The organism is Sediminibacterium goheungense (assembly GCF_004361915.1).
Lineage (GTDB): Bacteria > Bacteroidota > Bacteroidia > Chitinophagales > Chitinophagaceae > Sediminibacterium > Sediminibacterium goheungense.
Map to the genome: position 1 here is coordinate 1,463,567 of NZ_SNWP01000010.1, position 25,163 is coordinate 1,488,729.

The window sequence follows — 25,163 nt, forward strand, 5'->3', positions numbered from 1 at the left end:
TCATTTTGGTCTATTAATAAGGCTACTTTCATTTTCTGATAGTTTGCTGTATTCATGTTATAATATGGCTCTTTGTGCGAAATCGCCGAAGCTTTCATGTTGGGTTTTGTTTTTCTTGTATTGATCAAATAAATCATCGAGGGTTTCCAGTATACCGGTTTCGTCCAGTTGTTCCCTGAATCTGGTATTGAGGCGGGTACCCTCACGATCGCCGCCAATATGCAGGTTATAACGTCCGGGACCTGTGCCTACCCAGCCTATTTCGGCAGCATAGGGTCTTGCGCAGCCGTTCGGACAACCGGTCATACGGGTAATGATGTTTTCATCTGCCAAACCGTGCTTTTGCAACAGAGGTTCTATTTTACTGATGAGTGTGGGCAGGTATCGCTGCGCTTCGGCCAGTGCCAGCGGACAGGTAGGTAGTGCCACACAGGATATGGCATTTTTCCGCAAGGCACTGATGGCTTTGTCTCTTTCAATAATGCCATACTTATTCAATATACTTTCTATGAGCGCTTTATCCTTATCTGCAATTTCACTCAGTATCAGGTTCTGGTTACTGGTGAACCTGAAAATAAGTTGATTCGTTTCTGCGAGTTCCAGCAGCGCTGTTTTCAGGGGCACATCTGCTTCATCGGTTACTCTTCCATTTTCAATAAATACGGTGTAATGCCAATTGCCTTTATGATCTGCCAGCCAGCCGTAGCGATCTATTCTTTCGGTAAAATCGTAAGCTCTGGCTTCTTCGAGTGCAAAGCCACAACGCTGTTCCAGTTCTTGCCTGAATGCCGCTACACCCATTTTATCCAACGTATATTTTAACCTCGCCAGTTTACGATCAGATCGGTTACCGAAATCTCTTTGAATGGTGAGTACTTCGTATACCGCTTTCAATGTTTTTTCTTCGCCCGATGCAAAACCAATCACAGTAGCCAGTCTGGCATAGGTATCAGGGTTACCATGTGTGGTTGATAAACCACCACCTACTGATATGTTAAAACCTACTAATTTTCCCTCTTCAATAATAGCTATCAGTCCCAGGTCATTCGTTAACACATCCACATCATTATTGGGTGGAATAGCGATACCGATTTTAAATTTCCTTGGCAGATAGCGGTCTTCATACAAGGGATCTGTTTCATCATATTCGGCTATCTTTTCCTCATCCAGCCATATTTCATAAAAAGCCCTTGTTTTAGGCAATAATAAGCGGCTTATTTTATCCGCATACGCATGTACTTCTTCATGTATGGCCGATTCGGAAGGATGGCTGGTACAGGCCACATTTCTGTTCACGTCTCCACAGGCTGCTATAGAATCGAGCTGTACAGCATTGAAATCTTTTAAAGTGGGTTTGATATGATGTTTTAAAATACCATGCAATTGTATGGTTTGCCGGGTGGTGATCTTGATGACACCTGTTGAATAATTACCTGCTATATGATGGGCTGCTACCCATTGTTGCGCAGTCATACTACCACCCGGTATTCTTAAACGGATCATGAATGAGTAAAGCTTATCCAGTTTTTTGGCAGCCCTTTCTTCCCGGAGATCGCGATCATCCTGCTCATACATACCATGAAATTTAATCAAAGCATGATCGGACTCGCGAACGGCACCGGTAATTTCATCCTGTAAACTCTCCTGCAGGGTGCCACGAAGACCCTTGCTGGAAGTTTTTATTTTTTCGATGGGGGAGGGCTTGTTATTAGACATGATTGGGATTGGGATTGGGATCGTGAATGGTCAATGGTGAATGGTGAATGGTGAATGGTGAATTTTAGTAGAGATCTTTGCTGTAGCGGTTTTCGTTTTTCAGGGTTTCGAAAAATAGTTTCCCGTTTGTTTCGCTTCCGGTTTCTGCGCTGAATACTTTTAACAATGCCTCTTCAATGGCTTTACCTGCCGGCTCTTTTTCGCCGCATAGATAAAGACTGGCACCAGCTTGCAGCCATTCGAATATTTCTTTTCCCTGCTGTAGTATTTTATCAGCAAGCGTAGGTGCTTTTTCAATTCCATTGTGAAAAGCCAGACTTATTTTAGTAAGTACATCTGTTTCAAACCAACTCTGCCATTCGGTCTGGTAGAGAAAGTCGGTGGTAAACTGCTCTTCACTAAAGAACAACCAGTTTTTACCGCTTGCGCCCGTTGCATCTCTTTCTGCTACAAAAGAACGGAAGGGCGCAATACCTGTTCCCGGGCCTATCATAACAATGTCTTTATCAGCAGCAGGTAACCTGAACCGCTTATTGGTCTGTATAAAAAAGCGAACGGTATCACCTTGTTTTTTGTTTTCTAAAAAATGGGTACACAAACCAGTATGCTCTTTTTCCTCTTTTATAAATACATCTCTTAATACCGTAATATGCACTTCTCCATTATGCGCTACCGGAGAAGACGCTATATTGTAAATACGGGGTACATTCTGTGTTAAGCCTTCCAATACCTGCTCAAACAGTGCAGGGTTTTGCAGGGGGTATTTTTTCAGTAGCGATAGTAAATCTGTTTTTGCAGCAGGAATTTCCTGACCAACTACTGTTGCATACTGTTTTACCGATTTCTCCAGCAGATAACTGATATTGATTTTTGAAATCAGCAGTTCACGTATGGTGGCTGTTTCATTTTTCCAGGTAATGGTCTTATTACCATCGACCGAAGCCAGTTGCAGTATTTGATCTACCAGCAAAGCATCACTTTCAGGTACAATGCCAATAGAATCGCCGGGGAGAAAGGCAACCCCTTCTGCGAGCAATTCAATATAGTATATTTTTTTAGCAGATCCTTTTGCGGTAAGGTTAATATGGGTTTGAATAATACCCTCATAATATTGTTTACCTGCTGGTTTTGGGGCGGCTACCAAAGGTGCAGTAACCGTTGTTTCTGTGGGTACGCTTGTTGTAAGTTGTTCTATTACCTTATCAAACCATTGCGCAGCCGTGGCTTCATAATCCAGGTCACATTTCTGTAATCCGGCAATTCTTTGTGCACCGAGATATTGCAATTGTTTGTCTACATCTTCTCCTGTTTTACAAAACAGCGGATAAGCGGTATCACCCAATGCCAGCACGCCATATTTCAGTTGCGGCAATTTGAACCCGTTGTTATGAATATGATCATAAAACTTTTGTGCAGTAACCGGCGGCTCCCCATCGCCCTGTGTACTGATGACCGTTATAAAATATTCTTCTTTGGGTAATTCCGTGAGTTTATACTGATCAAGACTTACCAGTTTGGTTGGCAGACCTTTCTTTTTAGCCTTCGCGGCAAAATCGGTAGCCAGTTTTTTTGAATTGCCGGTTTCTGTTCCGTAAGCAATGGTGAGTTTTTTGGGTGAAGCATTAACAGGCTCCGCAGGGGTGGTGGCAGGTGCTGCTATCCATCCCGACAAATACCCATTCACCCAGATCAATTCTTCTTTGCTGAACTGGCTGATAAAATCTGCTAATAGTTTCAATTTAGGCTCTGCTAACATGTCTTTTTTTCGTTGTGTTCTCTGCTAACTGTGTGAGTCTGCCGGTGAGTGGTTGAAAATAATGTTCGGTACTTACCGTATCAGGCAGCCATGCAAACCGTTCATGTAGTGCCACTACCTTACCTATGATTACCAGTGATGGTGAGCGGAATGTTTTACCCTGCAGTTCTGCCGCATAATCGTAAAGGCTACAGGTATGTATCTGTTGCAGGGGTGTAGTAGCCTGTTCTATCACAGCGAGTTTTTTGGTGGCATCAATACCAAAAGATGTTAACTGTTCTACAACCGTTGCGAGGGTTTCGCCCGACATATAAAATACCAGTGTATCATCTGTTTGCGCCAGCTCTTGCCAGGTTTCTTTCGCTACAATATCTGATTTGTAATAAGTGAGTAAACGAACACCTACCGATAAACCCCTTGCCGTTAAAGGAATACCCGCATAAGCGGCTGCACCCAGGGCTGCCGTTACACCGGGTACTATTTCATAAGGTATCTGGTGTTGTACCAGGGTTTCCAGTTCATCGAGCACATTGGAAAAAATACTGGTATCTCCTCCCTTTAAACGAACCACTGTTTTGTATTTCAATGCATAGGTCACCAGTAATTCATTAATCGTAGCCTGTGGTGTAGATACTCCTCTGCGGCATTGCTTTCCTACATAAACAATCTCCGCCTGAGGATTTACATATGTGCTCAATATTTCCGGACTCACCAAACGATCTGTGAGTACAATATCTGCCTGCGCCAGCCAGCGGGCAGTTTTTACCGTTACCAGTTCAGGGTCACCCGGACCCGCAGAAGCCAGTATTACTTTACCGTATGTTGGTTGCCGACTCATTGTCTACTTTTTTAGTAGATTATTGTTGTAAAAAAAATCTTTCGTTGTATTCCGGCTCCGGACTTAAGTCCGGAGCCGGAATGAAAATGTATCAGAACAACCCTTCTATAGAAAGGTATCTTTCTCCGGTATCGTAATTAAACGTAAGCACTTTGGAACCTGCAGGAATTTCGGGTAATTTTTTGGCTACCGCTGCCAGTGATGCACCGGATGACACACCTAATAAAATGCCCTCTTCTTTAGCAGCACGCTGTGCATAGGTATAGGCTTCTTCTTTACCTACCTGTATAATTCCATCCAGCAAACCTGTATTTAAAATAGAGGGTACAAAACCTGCACCAATACCCTGCAGCGGGTGTGGTGAGGGAGCGCCACCACTTAACACCGGCGATAGTTCCGGTTCAACGGCAAATACTTTTAAGGCAGGAAATTTCTGCTTGAGTACTTCCGCAACACCGGTAATATGGCCACCGGTACCTACACCTGTTATGATATAATCCAGTCCATCCGGAAAATCTGCCAGTATTTCCAATGCTGTGGTTCGCTTATGTACTTCTGTATTGGCCGGATTATCGAATTGCTGGGGCATCCACGCATTGGGCGTACTTTGTGCTAACTCCGTAGCTTTTTCAATGGCACCTTTCATTCCTTTTTCGCGGGGGGTGAGTACAAACTCAGCTCCATACAAAGCCATCAGTCTCCTGCGTTCAATACTCATGCTTTCAGGCATCACCAGTATAATTTTATACCCTTTAACAGCGGCTACCAATGCCAGACCAATACCGGTATTACCACTGGTAGGTTCAATAATTACACTGTCTTTATTCAGTAAGCCCTTTTGTTCTGCATCTTCTATCATTGCCAGTGCTATACGATCCTTGATACTGTTACCGGGATTGTTTCTTTCCAGTTTTATCCATACTTCATGCTGGTTACCGAATAAACGGTTTACACGTACATGCGGTGTATTACCAATGGTTGCTAAAATGCTGTTTGCTTTCATTATGCTTTGATTTTAAATCACAAAATTGAGTGGTTCGGGAAAGGGATCTTTGTCTTTTATTTTGATTTCACTTTTATGGTATACTACTGAGTTGGCTGCCACACTATGCGTGAGCCATATATTACCACCGATAATACTGCCGGCACCAATTACAGTTCCCCCACCTAAAATGGTAGCACCGGAATAAATAATCACATCATCTTCAATGGTAGGGTGGCGTTTGGTGCTGGCCTGATCCTTATCTACATTCAAGGCTCCCAGTGTTACCCCCTGGTAAATTTTTACATTGCTGCCAATTACGGTTGTTTCTCCAATTACAATACCGGTACCATGGTCAATAGCAAAAGAAGAACCAATACTGGCGCCGGGGTGTATATCAATACCTGTTTTACTGTGTGCATATTCTGCAAACAAACGTGGCAGGGTTTTGATCTGCTGGCGATAGATCTGGTTAGACAATCGATAAATAGCCGTTGCATAAAAACCAGGATAAGCTACCAGCACTTCTTCAATAGACTGTGCCGCCGGGTCGAATGCCAGTACTGCATCGGCATCTTTCAACAGTGTTTCATATAGAACAGGCAATGCATCAAAAAATGTTTGGGTCTGCTCTTTTACTTTTTGTTCATCCCTGATGAGTTCAAAGAGTATGGCTGAAAATGTATGCCTGATTTCATGGTATTCGCCCGCTAATTTTTCTACCGAATTGAACTTTCGCTCATATGAGCCAAACAAAAAATTAAACAGATCGTCAATAAAACTTTCTGCCAATGCCTTATCCGGAAAAGACTGATACGCTTTTCTGTTACGCTGAAACAATTGTTGTATAAATATTTCTTCTGACATCTTTTGTTATTGTATCATGCAGGCTCCTACCGTTACATGACTGGTTTCATCAATTAAAATAGCACCGCCATTGGTGCGTAGTGTATGGTAAGCATCGTAGGCTATGGGGCCTGCTGTTTTAATGGTAACTTTCACAATGTCGTTCAAAGCCACGGTTTCCGGTGCGTTGATTTGCTCGAGCGAGTGTACATCGAGGCGGTAACTGATTTCTTTAATCACCGACCTTACCTGTTTACTATTGATCTGTAACAGGTATTTGTTTCCCGGCACCAGGGCTTTGTGATCCATCCAGCATAACAAAGCTTCTATTTCATTGCTTACCACCGGCGGGTGATCATTTTTTACAATCAGGTCGCCACGGCTGATGTCTATATCATCTTTCAGGTGCAGTACCACACTCTGTGGTGCAAAAGTTTCTTCCACTTCCTTGCCATTGTGTTCAATGGCTTTAATGGTAGTAGGGATGCCTGCGGGCAATACCGTTACCGGATCTCCTTTTTTATAAATACCACTATTGATTTTTCCCGCATAGCCGCGGTAATCATGCAGTTCTTCTGTTTGCGGGCGTATTACATACTGTACCGGAAAACGGGCCCGCACCAGATCAATATCATCTGCCAGCTCTACCGTTTCCAGGATACTGAGTAAGGATGGTCCTTCATACCAGCTTATAGAAGCCGCTTTCTCTACAATATTATCGCCATTGAGTGCACTGATGGGTATATAACGAACATCTTTCAGACCCAGTTTTTTGGCTACTTCTGCATAGTCGATCACGATATTGTTATACACATCTTCCGAATATGCCACCAGATCCATTTTATTAATGGCCACGATAACATGCGGTATGTTTAAGAGCGATGCAATGATAGAATGTCTGCGTGTTTGCTCCACCACACCATGTCTTGCATCAATTAAAATAATAGCAAGATCTGCGTTGGAAGCACCGGTTACCATGTTACGGGTGTATTGCACATGACCAGGTGCATCGGCTATGATGAATTTACGTTTGGGTGTGGCAAAATATTTATAGGCCACATCAATGGTAATACCCTGTTCTCTTTCTGCCCGTAAACCATCGGTAAGCAGGGCCAGGTCTATTTCACCATCTTCTTTGTTTTTGCTTTGTTTTTCAAGCGCTTCGAGATGATCGATCATAATCGATTTACTATCGTATAATAAACGACCAATCAATGTAGATTTTCCATCATCTACACTGCCTGCTGTTATAAATCGTAATAGATCCATTTTTTTATTTTATAAATTCTCAATGATGCTATTAAATCAATCCTGCTATTGATCAAAATAGCGATTACTCCCGGGCCGAATGGCCCCGTCCCTGTTCCCGGGCTACATTGGCCTCTGATGAGATCATCTTCGCATGATCTCATCTGTCTTCGCTACGCTCGACACCGACCCCAATTAGGCCCGTCCACAGGGACTGATTAAAAATTAAGATTGCAAACCCGCTCATACTTTCTGGTTATTGAATGTGCTTTTGATTTCAGATGTGTCATAGTGTTGTACATTAGAAATAACCATTCTTTTTTCTGTCTTCCATCGCTGCTTCGCTCACTTTATCATCAATTCTTGTTTCACCACGTTCACTGGTTTTGGTGGCGGTAATTTCACGGATGATATCATCAATACCTGAAGCATCCGATTCAACTGCCGCTGTACAGGTCATATCGCCTACGGTACGGTAACGTACTTTTTTATGAACAATTGAATCGGTTTCTTCCAACTGAATAAATTCAGAAACAGCTATCAGCTGGCCCTCATACTGTAATACTTCCCGTTCGTGTGCGAAATAGATTGAGGGCAGTGCTATGTTTTCTCTTTTAATATAGTTCCAGATATCCAGTTCTGTCCAGTTACTGATGGGAAACACACGCACGTTCTCACCTTTATTGATACGCCCGTTATAGGTGTTCCATAATTCGGGACGTTGCAGTTTGGGGTTCCACTGACCAAACTCATCTCTTACAGAAAAAATACGCTCCTTGGCTCTTGCTTTTTCCTCATCTCTGCGTGCACCACCGATGCAGGCATCAAAACCAAATTCTTCAATGGTATCGAGCAGGGTATAGGTTTGCAAGGCATTGCGGCTGGCGAATTTTCCTTTGGGTTCGGTGAGTTGTTTTTTGCGGATGGTATCTTCTACTTTACGTACCACCAGTTTTTCGCCAATGCTGGCTGCCAGTTCATCCCTGAACTGCAGGGCTTCCGGAAAATTATGTCCGGTATCGATATGCACCAGCGGAAAAGGAAATTTACCCGGACGGAATGCTTTGAGTGCCAGATGTACAAGTGTAATAGAATCCTTTCCACCACTGAATAACAAAGCAGGTTTTTCAAACTGTCCGGCCACTTCACGCATAATATGAATGGCTTCTGATTCTAACTGATCCAGATAATCTAATCTATACCTGCTCATACCTCAATTTTTTTCGGTTTCATGCGAATGCAATCCGCATTCTTTTTTACTATTGTCTTCCCACCACCAGCGACCTGCCCTGAAGTCTTCACCGGGTTTAATGGCACGGGTACAGGGTGCGCAGCCAATGCTTACAAAACCTTTATCGTGCAGCGGATTGTAAGGAATGGCTTTCTGGTGTATGTATTCTTTTACCTCATCGGTTGTCCAGTGTAATAAGGGATGGTATTTGATGATCTGATTGGTGGCATCCCATTCTACGGTAGTAAGGTCCTGGCGCGCGTGCGAATGTTCGGCTCGCAGACCTGTGATCCAGATGGCATTACCTGCCAATGCTTTTTTGAGCGGCAATACTTTTCTGATGGTACAGCAGGCCGATCTTAATTCAGGTGAATCATAAAAGGCATTGGGACCATGACTGGCAATATATTCCGCTAAAATATCGGCATCAGGATAATAGGCTTTGATGCTGGTTTTATAAAATTCCAGTGTACGGCTCCAGGTGCTATAGGTTTCAGGAAACAAGCGGCCCGTATCCAATGTAAAAATGGATACAGGTAATGCATGGGTTTGAATGATATCTGTGATTACCTGATCCTCATAACTAAAGCTGGTAGAAAAAGTTACCGCACCAGGATATAATGAAGTAAGCTGTGCAATAGACGCTTCAATGGAAAGACCATTGAGTTCTTGTTGTAAACCGGTTGCTGTATGACTATTGAGTTGTGCTGACATAATATTGGTTTGAAGAGAAAAAAGATGGATGAATCTAACTCGCTTATCCTTTGCAGACACAGCAACAGACTTTGCTGTTTAACATATTCAGTGGTTTCATCTTTTCTGTTTTCATAACGGTTATTATATCGTTCACAACATCTCAAAAAAAAAGCATCCTGATGCTCAGTCAGAATGCCTTGTATATCTACAGTTGCTGTGTATTACTAAAGTCTGACTTATCTCACCCCCACAATGCTGTGGGGACCGGATTTGGCACCTTTTTCCGCCTATGGTGGAAATGGTTGCCAAGGCTTCACAGGGCCAATTCCCTCCGCCTTTCTTGATAAGAAATATATAAGAACGAATACAAAGATAAGGAGAATATTATATTCCCTACCAAATAAGTAGACTTTTTTGTAAAAGAAATGTAAAATGAGTGCTTACGGGTGTTAGTATAGTTGAAACACCTGTCAGGTTTTTGCCTTATTTTAATCGCCGAACTGGATGTATAGGAGACCACATCGTCAGAAAGATCCTTCCTCCCTTCGGCTACGCTCAGGGCAGGCTAAGGATTTCCGATCTGCGATCGGAACGCTCGTCAGGATGACCTGCTTCTCTTCATATATAAGGAGAGTCGTTGTTGCAAGATGGCTTCGCCATCATGCAACAACGACTCTCTACAATAAATATCGTTCTACAACTTCACGCCCAGTGTAACAAAGAAATTACGCGGTTCAGCTGCCATCAGGCCGGGGCCGGGATAGCCACCTGCTCTTCTGGTGAAATATTTTTCATTCAGCAGGTTATTGATCCCACCTTTTACAAAAAATTGTTTGGTGAATGCATATGTGCCGCTGATGTCGAGCAGATCGTATGAAGGTATCAGTCCGTTAACACCATTAGCCGTGGGTGTTACCGTATTGTTGGCATCACTGAAAGCATCTGATACAAAACTGTATTGTGCCGTTACCGTGAGGGCTTTGCGGTTATAGGTAATACCAGTTCGGTATATCTGTTCAGGTGCATTTTCTACACGTTTGTCTTTGAGGTTGGTTTCCACCAGGGTATTGCCCTGTCTTACAATCACACGCAGGTTATCGTAACGTGCCTGGATATAGGCCAGTGAACCAAAGAGCGTAATATTTCCGAATGATGGATTCACCGACCATAATTTCAAGGGACTAAATTCTATCAATGCCTCAACCCCTTTGCTTCGGCTATTGCCAACATTGGTGCGCAGGTTATAGAAACTGCCATCGGCGCGTTGCTGCGCAATTAAACCAATTCGGTTATTGTATTGCAGGAGATATCCACTCACATCGAAGAACAGGTAATTGCTGATGCGGCCACGGTAACCCAGGTCTATATTATAACCTTTGGCATCTTTCAGGTTCTGGTCAATCACATCGGTGGTCGGGTTGGCTGTGAGGTCGCTGAACAATACGGGTCGGTATGCCTGTGAATAGTTGGCATAGATTTCTGTTTGTCCGATATGGTATTCAGCACCCACACCCGGCAATACAAATCGTCTTGTTTTTTCCTGGTTACTGATTTTTACTTCGGTATTACCCGTGATATTCACCCTGCCATCGGCTTCATTTCGAATATTTTCTACACGGATACCGGGTATGATGATGAACTGATCTGTTATCCTGAACAGGTTCTCTGCGAAGAAGGCAGTATTGGATGTAACAAAATTGAGGGCCGTAGGGTAAGGGTCTGTAATAGATAGGTTATAGCCAAAACCGGTATCGCCTCTGCCATTCTGAAAACGATGTGTTTTGCCCCTGAAATAACGGATGCCTGCTGATAAGGTATTTTTCATGCCACCGATTTTGTAATCGGTTATATAACGTGCTTCTGCACCTATGTTCCGGTATTCGTCTGCATCTACCCGGCGGTTATTGTATTGCAAAGTAGCTGCGTTAATGGTATCGGCAATATTGGGTGTTTGCATAAAGCCTACACTGTTTCGGTTACCGATCATACCAAACAGTTTTACATTGAGCCGGCTCTTTTCGCTGATGGTATAATCCATATTCAAGGCGGCCATATTCCATTTTACTTCAAACCAGTTGCGTTGGCGAAGGCTGCGGTAGGCATCTGCGGCAAACTGTGCATCTGTTACACCACCGGGTTGCTGACTCAGGTAATCGAAATGTGTGATCTCCAGACCCAGTTTGAGTTTGGGATTGATTTTCCAGGAGAAATTACCAAAAGCAGTATTCACTTTAAAACCGCTGTTTTCACGAAAACCATCGCCACGGCGGTGATCCCAGAAAGCATAATAATGTGTGTTGCCCTTTTCGCCACCGATGGCATTGTAAGAATTGAACAATCCGAAACTACCTGCTGTCTGCTGCGATTCGTATTGAAAGGGTTTATTGATCTCACTACCATCTTTCATGATAAAATTTACCATACCCCCAAACTGCGGACCATACTGCAAGCTCGCCGCTCCACGTAATACCTGCACCCTTTGTACGGAGTTTAACTGCGGTGTATAATAGGCTTCCGGATAACCAAAGGGATCACTGCTGATATCATATCCATTCTGACGCAGGTTAAACTCCCAGCTTCTGTTGGGGCTGAGTCCGCGCGCCGCAATACCGATCTGTATACCACTCGGATCGCTCTCCCAGATCTGTATACCCGGTACTTTGGCCATTACCTGGCGCATGGTATTGGTAACTACATTGCCCTGCACATTATCCATCATGATCAGTGCATTTTTTTTTCCTGCATGAATGGTGGTGCCCACTATTTCGGGCAGAAAATGTATATCTGCTTTGGTATAACGACCCACCAGTGTAATATCCGGCAGGTATTTGGGTTGAAAGAAGGAACTGTCTGTTATTACCGGTCTGGTTTTCTCCTGTGCCAAGGTCTGTAAAGCCATGATTCCCATCAATAGCATCAACTGCAATCTGCGCATCATTGTCGTTTTAGATAATGCTGCAAAGAGAATTCAAATGAAAAAAGTTCCTTTACGAAAACGGAAAAGCGATTAACGAAATGCGAAAAAACTACCCGGAAGGGAATAATGAATATCGAATTTTGAATGTCGAATTTCGAAATGAGAGAGTTGTTGAATAGTGTATATAGATGCAGTAATAAACATAAAGTTTGCAGTTTCCTTATTTCGTAAATGACCACATTGTCGGCCTTAGAAAAAACTAAGCCGAGGGTCTTAAGAAAAGAAAAAACCAGCGCCGGACTTCAGTCCGGCGATTCTATGAGGAGCAATAACCATGAGCCTGTCGAAGGGTAGCAGAAAGATCCTTCCTCCCTTCGCCAACGCTCAGGGCAGGCTGGTGATTTCCGACCTTGTCGGAACGCTCGTCAGGATGACGTGCGAATAATAATTTATTGAGGGGAGTAGTTGTTGTATGATGGCTTCGCCATCATACAACAACTACTCCCCTTTTTCTCATACTGAACCGTCACCCTGAGCCCTGAGCGAGAGCGAAGGGCGAAGGGTCTCAGCCCAGACTTCAATCCGGCGCTTGTATAAAAGGTAACGTCATCAAAAAAATTCTTCTCTTCTCCAGATGTTTTATTTTGCAGCATGACTCAAACAGATAGTGTTGTATTAGAGCAGGTGATTCTGCATAAAGTGGGTAACCCCACCCGCGGGGAGGAACTCAAACTCTCCGTGAACCCTTTAACCCTGAACGATGAAATAGTGAGGGGCCTGCTTACCAGATATTTTCTTTCGCCCTTTAATGAACATGAACAATACCAGTTTACCCATATCAGCAGTCTCGACCTGAATGAAGTGTACCAGTATGTGAACGGTATTTTTGATGACCCGAAAAGTTTTGTTTCACAGTCGGCCCTGCTGGCTTCTTTTTTGTACCAGAAAAGTACCCATGCCCGTGTTAAGGAAGGAGAACTCTATGTTACCCGTTTCAGCAATGTACCTTTTGGTACCGAATACATTGATGCCATCGGCTTGTTTAAAAGTGAAACCAAGGAAACTTTTCTCAAAGTTTTTCCGCACGGACAAAGCTGGGAAGTGATTGCGGAAGATGGGGTGAATATTAATAAGCTGGATAAGGGTTGTCTCATTTTTAAAAAGAACCGCGAAGAGGGTTATGTGGTTTGTGTGGTAGACAATACCAATAAACAGGATACCCAGTACTGGGTGTCAGATTTTTTGCAGGTAACCCGCAGTGCCAACAGCTATCACCACACGAATGATGCATTGGGTATGTGCAAGCTTTTTATCAGCAATGAACTGAATGAGAAATTTGATGTGAACAAAAGCGATCAGATCGATTACCTGAACCGCAGTCTCGAATATTTCAGCACCAAAGAATCTTTTCACCTGAATGAGTTTGCGGAAGAAGTGCTGCACCACCCCGAAGTGATCGATAGTTTTACCCAATACAAACAACAATACGAAGTGGCCAGGCAGGTAAATATTGAAGATGGTTTCGATATTCATCTCGCTGCGGTGAAAAAACAACAGCGTATTTTTAAAAGTGTGCTGAAGCTCGACAAAAACTTTCATATCTATATACACGGTCGTAAGGACCTGATAGAAAAAGGATACGATGAAATGAGCGGTAAACACTATTACAAAATCTATTTCGACGAAGAAAGCTAAATCCTGCACCTCTTATATTTTCTATGCCCCAGCTGCTAACACTGCATACTTCGCTTTGTACACCTGTTGCCCAACTGGCCACAGCGCTCTGGCCCGATGCCGATCTGGCAGAAATGATTGCGTATTACCAGGCGCTTGCCCAATCTTCTACAGCTACCTGCTATCTTTTACAGGAGGAGAATGACTATATTGGTTTTATAGAACTGAATACCCGTGTAGATTATGTGGAGGGATCTGATGATGCACCGGTTGCCTATATTGAAGGCATTTATATACACCCGGCTTACCGCCACAAGGGTTATGGGCGCCTGCTCATAGCTGCCGCCGAAGCATGGGCCAAAACCCGCGGCCTCACCCAACTCTGCTCCGACACCGAAATAGAGAATGATGAAAGCATCGGCTTCCACAAAGCCAATGGGTTTATGGAAGTTTCAAGGATTGTATGTTTTGTTAAGCATCTGTAGTAAACATTCCAGAAAGTATTCCAAGAATAACATGCTAAGTACAATTATCCTAATCCACCAGACTATCTTCCTGGCCTTAGAAAAAAAGCGCCGGACTGAAATCCACCGAATTCATAAAAGGCTGCAACAGTAAAAGATCCTTCCTCCCTTCGGCTACGCTCAGGGCAGGCTAAGGATTTCCGACTTTGTCGGAACGCTCGTCAGGATGACGTGCGAATAATAATATAGAGAGGGAGTAGTTGTTGTGTGATGGCTTTGCCATCACACAACAACTACTCCCTTATTTTCTTATACCGATCCGTCACCCTGAGCCCTGAGTAAAAGCGAAGGGGCGAAGGGTCCCGGCGCTGGGAATTTTTATCTAGCCGGATCATTAGCACAAATGTTAAAATCTAAAAAAAGATTTGGCGCTTTCGCCACTTCTTCTACATTTGTAGAATAAAGTACAAATCTGTAGAATGAAACTAACCAAGGCAGAACAACAGGTAATGGAGATCATCTGGCAGCAGGGTGAAGTGTTTATGAAAGATATTGCAGAAGCTTTCCCCGAACCCAGACCTGCGCCCTCTACCCTCGCCACTTTACTCAAAAGAATGCAGGACAAAGGTTTTGTAGGTTATAAAGTTTTTGGCAACTCCCGGCAATACCATGCTTTGGTGAACAAGGAAAAATATTTCTCGAAAGAAGTAAAGTCGATGATTAAAGGTGCTTTCGACAATTCAGCTCTCAGCTTTGCTTCCTTTTTTACCACGGCTACCAAACTATCCGTGAAAGAACTGGAGCAATTGCGCGATATGATTGATGAAGAACTTAAAAAGAAAAGCAAATGATGGTACTGATCCTGAAAATGGTACTGGCTTCGGCCTGTATCACCGGCATCTACTTCCTGCTGCTGGCCCGTGAGAAAAGTTTCCGTTTTAACCGGTGGTTTTTACTGCTCGCACTGGTACTGCCCCTTACCGTGCCTTTGATTGAGGTAGAAGTGAATCGCTTACCGGCCAACAGCCTGGTACAGAACTATGCACAAACCCTCTCTTCCTGGCAGCATACGGTGCTTACAGATAACAGTGGCCCCAACCTTAACCCGGTTAGCCCTGTATCGGGCACCGGCTTTACAGACATCCTCTGGGCGGTTTTGTTGCTGGTGAGTGCGCTCTTTCTCTTCCGTTATATGCTTCGTGTGTACCGCCTGCTGCAGCTGAAGAAAAACAGTGTACGGGTGCAGCGGGCCGGACGCTGTGTAGCACTTTCTGAAGAAGTGGTACAGCCCTTTAGCTTTCTTTCTACGATCTATGTAAACCGGCAATCTTTTGAACAAGAGGAGATACCGGCAGATATACTGCTGCACGAAACCGCCCATTGTGAGCAGTTACACAGCCTCGATATTTTATTCGGGGAACTGCTGCTGGTACTTACCTGGTGGAACCCCTTTCAGTGGTTATTACTCCGCAGTATTCGCCAGAACCATGAGTTCCTGGCCGATGAGAAAGTAGTGCGTACCAAAGCCGGTGAAACCGTTTCTTACCTGCAATTATTACTGGCATCGGTACGTAGCAGCGCTTATGCACCCATGGTGGCTGAATTTAATTATGCATTCATCAAAAAAAGATTTACCATGATACAGAAAAAAACTTCCCGCCTCGCTACCCTTTATTCCTTTACCAGCTTGCTGGCCTGTGTATTGGTACTGGCTTGTTTTATGTCGTTCCGGTATACAGCGGTATGGCAGCAAAAATTTACCGAAAAGAGAATCGATACCGTTCCTGCCGTTCAACCCGGCAAAAGTTTTGAAACCTATCTTTTAGATAAAAGTTTCTCCTTTACCGAGCAAGGTGTTTCGGCAGAGGAGATGGCAGAATACAAACGCATCACCGATAAATATTCCGCAGCCGCAAAAGAAAAGAATAAGAAATGGGTAGAAATAAGCAAGGATGACCAAACCCGTTTACAAAATATTTTTGGCCGCATGAGCAAGGAGCAGCAGCGTGGTCAGGTGGTTCGATTCATCAAACGTCCGCCACCTTTTGCGAAAAATGTACCCACCGCCACTCAGTTTGAAAACTTTAAAAAAGCAGCTACCTATGGTGTGTGGTTAGATGATAAAAAGGTTGCGAATGAAGTATTGAACCAATATACCAGCAGCGATTTTGCACATTACTCCGTAAGCAAGCTCTATGGCGCAGCCAAAAAAGGCAGAAACTATACGCACCAGGTAAACCTGATGACGAAAAAAGCCTATGAAGATTACCTGCGCGATGCACGCAAAAATGCCAATGAGCCCATGATGATCATGAGCTGGCGGCCACATGTGGCGATGGTTGAAAAAACAAAATAGCGGGCAATTAGTACATGATAATTAGAAAGGGGTCTTTATGACCCTTTTTTTATGGGGTGTATTCCGGTTTCCCGGCAGTCTAATACATAGCATCAACAAATCAAAAACAGGGCATAACACAGTTTTGGTGTTATGCTGTGTTGATGGTGTGTTGTTGCTGTGTTGTTGATCCGAGGAAAACCTTTACCAGTAAGGGTTTCAGGTGGTTGAAAACTGGACGAGGGGTGAAAAATGTATTGGCTTGGGAATCAGAGAGTTAGCAGAAATGAGGTGTTTCTTTGGTTATTTTAGCCGAACAATCAGAGATTGCTCAAAATCAATTATTTAGAAAAAATTTCAGATTGATACTCGTTTAGATTCTTTGGAACTTTTTTTAGTGTCGACAACATGATTTATGAGAATATCAATAGCTAACAGGTAAAGGAAATTGACAAGAGGGTTTGGTGAATTTTAGATTATATCATTATGTACACTCTTCATTTTATAGGTTTATTTAAAATATATGTTTATCTTTCTTAATAACTAGTTCCAATTAATTTATGAATAATAAATTACTATTTGAGCAGCTTTATGCTGCCTCTACTGAAAAAGCAATTCAAACTATTATAGAGACAAACCCAACTATATTCAAAAACGAAAATTGGTACCCCATTGGAGAAAATGAGTCAAATTTCTCTATCATAGAAAACCAGCAGTCCAATCCAATAGCTGCCCTTGTAGAAAAAGTAACCAACTCCATAGATGCTATATTGATGAAGAAATGTCTTCAAAAAGGTATTGATCCTAAATCTAAAGAAGCACCTATGTCAATGGATGATGCGCTTGATTTGTTTTTTCCAAAACATAAGAACTGGGATTTAAATACGCCAAGAAGACAACAAGCTGAAGACATTCAGATTATTGCTGATGGGCCTACAAAAGAGAGTTCAGTAATTATTTATGATAATGGGGAAGGACAGCATCCAGATAAATTTGAGCAAACATTTTTATCCTTACTGCGTGGCAACAAAAATGAAATTCATTTTGTGCAGGGCAAGTACAATATGGGTGGTAGTGGAGCGATTGTTTTTTGCGGAGAGAAAGGATATCAGTTGATTGGTTCTAAACGATTTGATGGCACGGGGCAATTTGGGTTTACATTAACAAGGGAACATCCTCTATCAAAAGAAGAACAGGATATTAAGAAAAACACTTGGTATGAATATTTAAAGATTGATGGTAAAATCCCTGCTTTTGATATTACAGAACTAGACCTGAAACTACTGAACCGAAGATTCAAGACAGGTACCATTATTAAAATGTATTCTTACCAAATGAAAGGCATTTCAGGCTTTGCACAAGATCTAAACCAAAGCCTGAATGAGTTTCTTTTCAAACCTGTTCTGCCAATTTTCACTATTGATACAAAAGAAAGGTATCCCAATAATAAAGTTTTAGAAACCACGGTTTATGGCTTGCAAAGACGTTTGGAAGAAGAGAAAGATTATGTGGAGGATTGGTTTTCGGAGGAATATGAGGATGCCCTTTTTGGCAAAATGAAAGTAACCTGTTACGTTTTCAAAGCCCGTCAGGAAGGGAAGACGGCTAAAGAAACAAAGGCCGATATTCAAAGGAGATACTTTAAAAACAATATGTCTGTTCTCTTTTCCATGAATGGGCAAATACATGGCCATTACACTTCTGAATTTATTACCCGTAGCTTAAAATATAATCTGCTAAAAGACTACTTACTTATTAATGTAGATTGTAGCAAAATGAAGTATGATTTTAGAAAAAGCCTTTTTATGGCTTCACGGGATCGTTTGAAAGGTGGTGAAAAAGCAGAAGAACTACGAGACTATTTGAGGAAGAAATTGATTAAGTCAAAATTAGATGCTATCAATAATAAGCGGAAAGACACTATTGGCTTGGAAAGTGAAGATACAACCGAGTTAATAAAAAGCTTTGCTAAGAATTTATCTAAGGATAGTGAGTTATTTAAGTTACTGCAGAACACATTGAAGCTAGAAGAAAAGACCAAAGAGAAACCAGAGAAGAAAGAAAGTAAAGGCAAGTCGGAACGGGAAGAAAAGGCATTTAAATCCGAACGTTTCCCCAGTTATTTTAAACTGCAGCACAAACAAAACAGCCCTATCCCCGTACCTATTGGTGGTGAAAAAACCTTGAAGTTTGAAACGGATGTTGAAGATCACTACTTTGATAGAACAGATGAGCCAGGCGATCTGCAGGTTAGTATTTTAAAGGTGAAACGTACTGATAGCAAAGGAGGTACTGAAAAGGGCAGTAATAAGGAACCTGGTGAGTTGTTGAATATTATTAAATCAAGTCCCGATAAAGGAACGATCAAGATTACTTTTAATCCTGATACAGATTTGCGGCAGGGCGATGAAATAGAAGTGCATGCCACTTTGAAAGGAGCAGGAGAGGAATCATTTATAGAAATTCTTTTCCTTAAAATCGTAGACCCAGAACAGAAAAAAGAAACGGCACCTAAAGAGGAAGAAAACTACAATAATATAGGCTTGCCAGAATTGGTTAAAGTAACGAAAGAGCAATGGGATGGATTAGAATCACATGGTATTTCGATGGATTATAAAACGGTAATGAGCCTCCAGGCATCGGGAGATATTTTGGAAACAATTTATGTAAACCTAGATAGTAATGTTTACTTAAATCACCGGAAGAAGTTGAAAAACGAGGAACAGATTATTACTGCACAAAAAAGGTATATCACATCTGTATATTTTCATTCTTTGTTCCTTTATATGATTACTAAAAAGAACAATTACAAATTAGTCCACTTTAAAGAAGAAGGCGAAGAAGACGATGTAACGGTTGACGAATATATTAGGTATGTATTTGATAGCTATTATTCCGACTTTCTTTTAAATTTTGGTATGGAACAGTTGATGGGAGCACTGGAAGATTGACACCTGAAAGCATATACAATTGAAGCGATTTCCATTCTTCTTATAAAAGGGGTATATTTATCTGCCATAAAAAACGACAAACTATTTGTTGAAATATTTGGTTAAAATACCCCATTAACGCCTATTTCGATGTCAACAAAAGAAGAATTGCTTAAACTAAGAGATGAAATTAATCAACAATTAGCTGAGCTAAGTAATGATTCCATTGCATTTAGTGTAGATGCCAATATTATCAATAGGCTTGGAAAAGAGTTAATCGGACGTGCAGAAACTGGAGTATCAGAATTAATAAAAAATACTTATGATGCAGATGCAACATTTGTCTCAGTTGATTTTGTTAATTCTAATTTGACTGGGGGGACTTTAATTATTGATGATGATGGACATGGCATGACAAAAGAAAGTCTGATAAAGGGATTTATGACATTATCATCAACAAGTAAAATACATGAACCTATATCACCAAAATTTAAACGACAAAGGGCTGGAAGAAAGGGGATTGGGCGCTTTGCAACACAGTTTTTAGGAGAAAAGCTGATAATTATTACTCAAGTTGAATCCGAAGAATTTGCAACAAAAGTCACTATCGATTGGAATTCGTATGAAATGGATAAGGAGCTTTCTTCCATTGAAAACCATATTGAAGCTATTCCAAAGCAAAAAATAAAAGGGACTACTCTTTATATCGAACAGCTTCGTCATTCTTGGACAGATGCGCAAATAAGACGTGTGTTTAGATATATTTCAGATTTATTACAACCAACTTTTTTATCTGATCGTAGTAGTGAATTAAATATCGCAAAACAAGGAGATGAGTCGTTTTTGGTTGAATGTTATCGTACGGAAAATGGATTAAGAACAATTATCGCAGACATTAATAAACTCCTTTACGAAAAATGTCTAGCTGAAATAGATGGGTATGTTACTAAAGAAGGTGATGCATATGTTCAAGTAAAAAGCACAAGTCTTCAATTGAATGATGCTGACTTAGCAATTAGCTCGTCTAAAGCTAGTAATGATATTGTCCAGCCATATTTAATCTTACGGAATGTAAATTTCAAGGTTTATTATTTTATTTATGATAGACCTGAATATTATAAAAACGGAATTACAAAACAAGAGCTTGGGAGGGTTGAAAATTTAGCATCAGAACAATCGGGAATAAGAGTTTACCGAAATGGTTTTCGGGTCTTGCCATATGGCGAGGTTGGAGATGATTGGCTAAAACTTGATAGACAATCTAACCGTATGCAGTTTGAGTTAAATGAGTCTACTGTAAGCTTCAATATACCTTATACAAACAAGAATTTTTTTGGCTTTGTAGAATTGATTGATAAAGAGGGGGATTTGTTTGAAGAAACAGCTAGTAGAGAGGGCTTAATAGAAAATAAAGCATTAGAGGAGCTTCGAGATTTTGTTAGAAAGGCCGTGACTGCAGGAGTAAGGCGAATTGCACCTTTCATTTATAATGAAAAACAAAAACGTGACCAGAAGAAAACAGAAGCGAAAACGTTAAAAGCGAAGGTAGAGGGCTTGCAAGCTAAAATCGAAGAATTCACAAGCGAAGACGAACAGGGTGAAGACGATGATGAAACAGATTTTGATTCTCAAAATAACCAAAAAGCTAAAGACAAAAAAAAAGAAGAAATAAAAGGTCTTTTGTCTGAGCTAAATTCTGATCTTAAAGTTATTTTAGACGAGATAGCAATGCTAAGAATACTTGCCACGCTTGGAATTACAATAGGGGAGTTTACGCATGAGATAGTTCAATTCCCTATCTTCTTCAACAGCAAACTCCAGAGCCTTCTCATTACTGAGACCGATCCACAAAAACGTGAAAGCTTAGAACAAGTAGTAGATAAAGTGAATCATTTAGACACATATACTTCTTACTTTAATGATGCTGTCAGCCGAAATTCAAAGCGGGAATTAGAATTTATTGAGTTGCGACGGGTTATTAGACCTTTTTTAGCAAGTACGAAGTGGGATTTTGAGCATGAGGGTATAAATGTCGAAGAGGATATCAGAGGTTATGATGTATTTACCGTTCAAATGCATCCCTCGGAATGGCATTCGATTTTATTAAACCTGTATACTAATTCGAAAAAAGCTCTTCGGAGAGCAAAGCCAAGCGAGAAGAAGATCAAAATAGTGGCTGGTAAAGATGACCAAAATGTATACTTAGAATTTTTAGATAATGGAGATGGTATCCCTAAAGAGAATGAAAATAGAATATTTGATGCCTTCTTTACTACATCATCACCAGCTGGTATGAATGCGTCATTAAATGAACAGCTAATTGGCTCAGGATTGGGACTAAAAATATTAAAAGACATTATTGCCGAGTATAAAGGCGATATTTTTGTAGCAAGTCCATCTGACGGTTTCAATACTTGTATTAGAATTGAAATACCAAAAGCTACTGATGAACAAATTAGGACCCTTCAAAATTAGATTTATGCCAGAAAAAATAACATATCTCTATCTTGATGACAATGATAAAGTAACTCGTGATGGAGATGTAGAATTATTTAATACCATTTCAAAGGATGTGGAAATTAAAACAGATTATCCTTCCAGCTGGAAGCAAAGATCAAAATCCATTTTTACTGATTTAAATCATTATGATGGAATAATTATTGACTGGGAGCTTACAAATCAGAGCCAGGCTGCCAAGGAAGGATCGCATGAAGCCGAAGATGTCGATTTTTCTGCCGAATCATTGGCAGAACATTTAAGAGTAAATGCTGCAAAAAAAAACGTGAAGGATATTCCTATCATTATCTGTTCTGCCGATAAGAATAAAGCATTTTCTAATTTAAAGAATCGTGAGCTTACACGAAGGGATATTTTTGATCTCACATACATCAAAAATGATCTATTTGTAAAACATGTGAGTGAAAGCGAAAGACAATTATTCAATCTTGCCATTGTATATAAATTGCTCCAGCAAAGTGCATTTGATGTAAAAGCAGCTCTTGATTTATCTGCGGACGAATTAGATTTTTTGGATATCAGGTTTTTAGATACGTTAGAAAAGATCTCAACTACAAATACTACTCATGATCTAGTATATTTTTTACTACAAGAGTTTCTTTTACCAGAAGGGCTTTTAATTAATGAACAAATTGTTGCTGCTCGGCTAGGCGTTGACATTGAAAAATCTGGCGATTCTTGGAATAAGATTAAGGAAGTATTGGTTGAAGAACAGATATGTTATAAAGGCTTACTTAGCATTGGGTGGTCTACTTATTGGTCATTTAAGCTTGTAAAATGGTGGAATGCCATTAGTGATAAGGACTTGCGCACAACTAGTGCATCAACAAGGGTTCAGGTTCTTAATGAAAAATATGGAACTACTTTGATCCCTGCGGAAAAAATAAAGTTTTGTAGCAGTGACGAATTTTGGACAGTATGCAAAGGCACTAGACGTCCTCTTGATCCAATTAACGGCTTTATAATTGGAGACTATACGTCTAATCCCTGGCTTGAAGTAGAATATGTATCGGCTTATGCGGAACTTGAAAAAGAAGATCCAAATGCTTGGCGAATCAGTGCAATTGAGCGTGTGCGATTTGAAAAGTTTAAATCCAAAATCGTAAAGAATGATTAAAAGGAACGATATATTAAGCCCCCGAGAAGAATTAAAAAATTTCTCTATTTTTTTAGACCAAAATCCATGGTTTAGTTCCATCTCTGTACCACATGATCTTAAAAAAATTTTGAGCAATAATGGCAAAATAGGAGATGTTTGTAAATATAGTTTGGTAAAATTTCCTTTCAAAAACATCAATTTAGATCGACATGTCCGTCCTAATTGGGTTTCGAGATTAGCAAGAGAGAACGAAGGAGAATCTAGAGTTCTACTTGAAGTTGCTTGCGAGTGTAACTATAACTTTGATGAGGATAATATTTCAGATCCTATTATAATGTTAGCAACTAAGATAATTATTCAGTTTGATTATTTTCTCGATTCGAACATTGAAGACCCGAAAACGTTGCAATGCTCATGGCACCTTGATAAGCATGATCCAAATAAAGGAGCTTCTACTAGCCACCCTCTTTATCATTATGAATATGGGGGTACAGAAATCAGGAAAACCGAAGGGTTTAATTATGGAGATTTTATTTTGATGGATAGTCCAAGAATAATGCATCCACCACTTGATCTAGTTTTAGCGTTTGATTTTGTAATCAAAAATTTTTATACTTACGAAACCCATAAAGTGCTAACCGATGATCTCTTATATAAAAGATATATAAAAAACGCTCAGTATAGATTATGGCGACCATACGCTATATCATTTGCAAGTCATTTTCACGATTTTAATGATATCTATACCATCGACAGAGCATTTGCAGACAATATTTTGCATTGTACAAATAAAGCTGAGATCTATTAATCTAAGAAGAGAATGTTTTCAAATATTTGATCCCATCTATCAACTTGGAGAAAACCACCCCAGACGGTTTATGTAAAATCTTGTAATACCGTGCAAACACGGCATCGTTTTCGGACTTCTCATCTACAAGAATTATTGTTTTATTTAAAGCATAGGCCATCCCTAATTCAAAGGCCAAGCCATATCCGGATGGATTTGAATCTTCCATATAAGCAAATAGGATATCGCATTCTTTTACAAAATGTATATCCCATGTCGTATATTGATAATGATGATCTAAGCCATGTGTTTGTGGATTAAAGAAAATAAATTGATCACATAATTCTTGAATCACAATACTTTGCCATCCAGATTTAAATCCGCCAGATAAAAATACTTTTGGCTTATACATTTAGTTTATTTTATAAAATTTTGACAAAAAAATCGAAAAAGGTATTTTATATGCAATACTGAGAAACCTAGAACGTGTTTTCATTAATAATAGGCTTCCAATAATTAAGATGCAATATATAAAAACGTTATACAGGCCTGTATTAAAGAATGAAAACCAATTTAGAAAGGATGTATAAAGGCAGCTTAATAACCCAAACAACCCTAATAATAGTGAAAAAGAACTTAAATGTTTACATAAATCTGATCTAAACATGAAAGTATAAACTTTCGTATCAGATTCAGGTATATAAGACATAACTATATTTCTAAGATTCCGAACATTTAAGTTTGTCAATTGAGCCGTTGTCAAAATAGGTGATCCACTTTGATCTTTCCAAAGCCGATTTATTACTGACTTACATTCCTGAAATTCTAGCTGACCACTAATTTCAGCCTCAATTTGTAAAGGTGTTTTTATTCCCAAAAGTTTTACTTTTTTTGTTATATAGTCAGAAAAGTCAATAGAATAAATAACGTACCCCGACAAGTATGCAAATAAGAAAATAACAAATTGTTCATTCCCCTTAATAAATGGAATGCTTTCAAAATTAAACTGGATAGACGGATTAATAATATATGTAAGCAAAAATATTGCATATAGTCCAGGTAATAAATACCCGAGAAAATCTAAGAAAAAAACTTTTATAGCATCTATTATATCACTTGTCTTCATA

At 40.5% G+C, this 25,163-nt stretch carries 19 protein-coding genes and 1 riboswitch; of the genes, 8 read left to right on the forward strand and 11 right to left on the reverse strand.

What is annotated here, in order from left to right:
- Positions 1-57 precede the first annotated feature (57 nt).
- From cysI to BC659_RS06300, 9 genes are all read right to left on the reverse strand, one after another.
- Positions 58-1,716, reverse strand: coding sequence for an assimilatory sulfite reductase (NADPH) hemoprotein subunit (gene cysI / locus BC659_RS06260; protein ID WP_133473813.1), 1,659 nt, complete (start codon positions 1,714-1,716; stop codon positions 58-60).
- Between the two features lie 64 nt (positions 1,717-1,780).
- Positions 1,781-3,472 (reverse strand): diflavin oxidoreductase, encoded by a 1,692-nt coding sequence (locus BC659_RS06265; RefSeq protein ID WP_133473814.1) that lies wholly within the window; start codon positions 3,470-3,472, stop codon positions 1,781-1,783.
- On the reverse strand, positions 3,456-4,310 hold the full coding sequence (cobA, locus tag BC659_RS06270) for a uroporphyrinogen-III C-methyltransferase (RefSeq protein ID WP_133473815.1): 855 nt from the start codon (positions 4,308-4,310) through the stop codon (positions 3,456-3,458). Before cobA ends, BC659_RS06265 begins: the two co-directional genes overlap by 17 nt.
- Positions 4,311-4,401: 91 nt before the next feature.
- The gene (cysK, locus tag BC659_RS06275; protein WP_133473816.1) at positions 4,402-5,313 is read right to left on the reverse strand and encodes a cysteine synthase A; all 912 of its coding nucleotides are present in this window, start codon (positions 5,311-5,313) and stop codon (positions 4,402-4,404) included.
- A gap of 12 nt (positions 5,314-5,325) precedes the next feature.
- Positions 5,326-6,159, reverse strand: a complete 834-nt coding sequence (locus tag BC659_RS06280) for a serine O-acetyltransferase (RefSeq protein WP_133473817.1) — start codon at positions 6,157-6,159, stop codon at positions 5,326-5,328.
- A gap of 6 nt (positions 6,160-6,165) precedes the next feature.
- A complete protein-coding gene (locus BC659_RS06285) occupies positions 6,166-7,407 on the reverse strand; it encodes a sulfate adenylyltransferase subunit 1 (protein ID WP_133473818.1) in 1,242 nt (413 codons plus the stop codon).
- A gap of 280 nt (positions 7,408-7,687) precedes the next feature.
- On the reverse strand, positions 7,688-8,596 hold the full coding sequence (cysD, locus tag BC659_RS06290) for a sulfate adenylyltransferase subunit CysD (protein WP_133473819.1): 909 nt from the start codon (positions 8,594-8,596) through the stop codon (positions 7,688-7,690).
- 3 nt (positions 8,597-8,599) lie between these two features.
- A complete protein-coding gene (locus tag BC659_RS06295; RefSeq protein ID WP_133473820.1) occupies positions 8,600-9,331 on the reverse strand; it encodes a phosphoadenylyl-sulfate reductase in 732 nt (243 codons plus the stop codon).
- Positions 9,332-9,546: 215 nt separating this feature from the next.
- Positions 9,547-9,663: riboswitch (SAM riboswitch) on the reverse strand.
- Between the two features lie 344 nt (positions 9,664-10,007).
- Entirely contained in the window at positions 10,008-12,251 is a 2,244-nt protein-coding gene (locus BC659_RS06300; protein WP_133473821.1) for a TonB-dependent receptor family protein, read from the reverse strand.
- 630 nt (positions 12,252-12,881) lie between these two features.
- On the opposite strand from BC659_RS06300, the gene BC659_RS06305 reads away from it, so the two are divergent.
- From BC659_RS06305 to BC659_RS06340, 8 genes are all read left to right on the forward strand, one after another.
- Positions 12,882-13,925, forward strand: a complete 1,044-nt coding sequence (locus BC659_RS06305) for a nucleoid-associated protein (protein WP_133473822.1) — start codon at positions 12,882-12,884, stop codon at positions 13,923-13,925.
- Positions 13,926-13,948: 23 nt separating this feature from the next.
- Positions 13,949-14,389, forward strand: coding sequence for an aminoglycoside 6'-N-acetyltransferase (gene aac(6') / locus BC659_RS06310; RefSeq protein ID WP_133473823.1), 441 nt, complete (start codon positions 13,949-13,951; stop codon positions 14,387-14,389).
- 458 nt (positions 14,390-14,847) lie between these two features.
- The gene (locus tag BC659_RS06315; RefSeq protein WP_133473824.1) at positions 14,848-15,219 is read left to right on the forward strand and encodes a BlaI/MecI/CopY family transcriptional regulator; all 372 of its coding nucleotides are present in this window, start codon (positions 14,848-14,850) and stop codon (positions 15,217-15,219) included.
- Positions 15,216-16,724: a M56 family metallopeptidase gene (locus tag BC659_RS06320; protein ID WP_133473825.1), complete on the forward strand. Its 1,509-nt coding sequence runs from the start codon at positions 15,216-15,218 to the stop codon at positions 16,722-16,724. Before BC659_RS06315 ends, BC659_RS06320 begins: the two co-directional genes overlap by 4 nt.
- Before the next feature lie 539 nt (positions 16,725-17,263).
- Positions 17,264-19,654, forward strand: coding sequence for a hypothetical protein (locus BC659_RS06325; protein WP_211340709.1), 2,391 nt, complete (start codon positions 17,264-17,266; stop codon positions 19,652-19,654).
- 129 nt (positions 19,655-19,783) lie between these two features.
- Positions 19,784-22,108, forward strand: a complete 2,325-nt coding sequence (locus BC659_RS06330) for a sensor histidine kinase (protein WP_133473826.1) — start codon at positions 19,784-19,786, stop codon at positions 22,106-22,108.
- Positions 22,109-22,112: 4 nt separating this feature from the next.
- A complete protein-coding gene (locus tag BC659_RS06335; RefSeq protein ID WP_133473827.1) occupies positions 22,113-23,267 on the forward strand; it encodes a hypothetical protein in 1,155 nt (384 codons plus the stop codon).
- Positions 23,260-24,057, forward strand: a complete 798-nt coding sequence (locus tag BC659_RS06340; protein ID WP_133473828.1) for a hypothetical protein — start codon at positions 23,260-23,262, stop codon at positions 24,055-24,057. The genes BC659_RS06335 and BC659_RS06340 overlap by 8 nt, the downstream gene beginning before the upstream one ends.
- A gap of 1 nt (position 24,058) precedes the next feature.
- Here the strand turns inward: BC659_RS06340 and BC659_RS06345 are convergent, their stop codons facing one another.
- Positions 24,059-24,448 (reverse strand): nucleoside 2-deoxyribosyltransferase domain-containing protein, encoded by a 390-nt coding sequence (locus tag BC659_RS06345; protein WP_133473829.1) that lies wholly within the window; start codon positions 24,446-24,448, stop codon positions 24,059-24,061.
- Entirely contained in the window at positions 24,449-25,162 is a 714-nt protein-coding gene (locus BC659_RS06350) for a hypothetical protein (RefSeq protein WP_133473830.1), read from the reverse strand. It lies immediately after the preceding gene.
- Position 25,163: the final 1 nt, after the last annotated feature.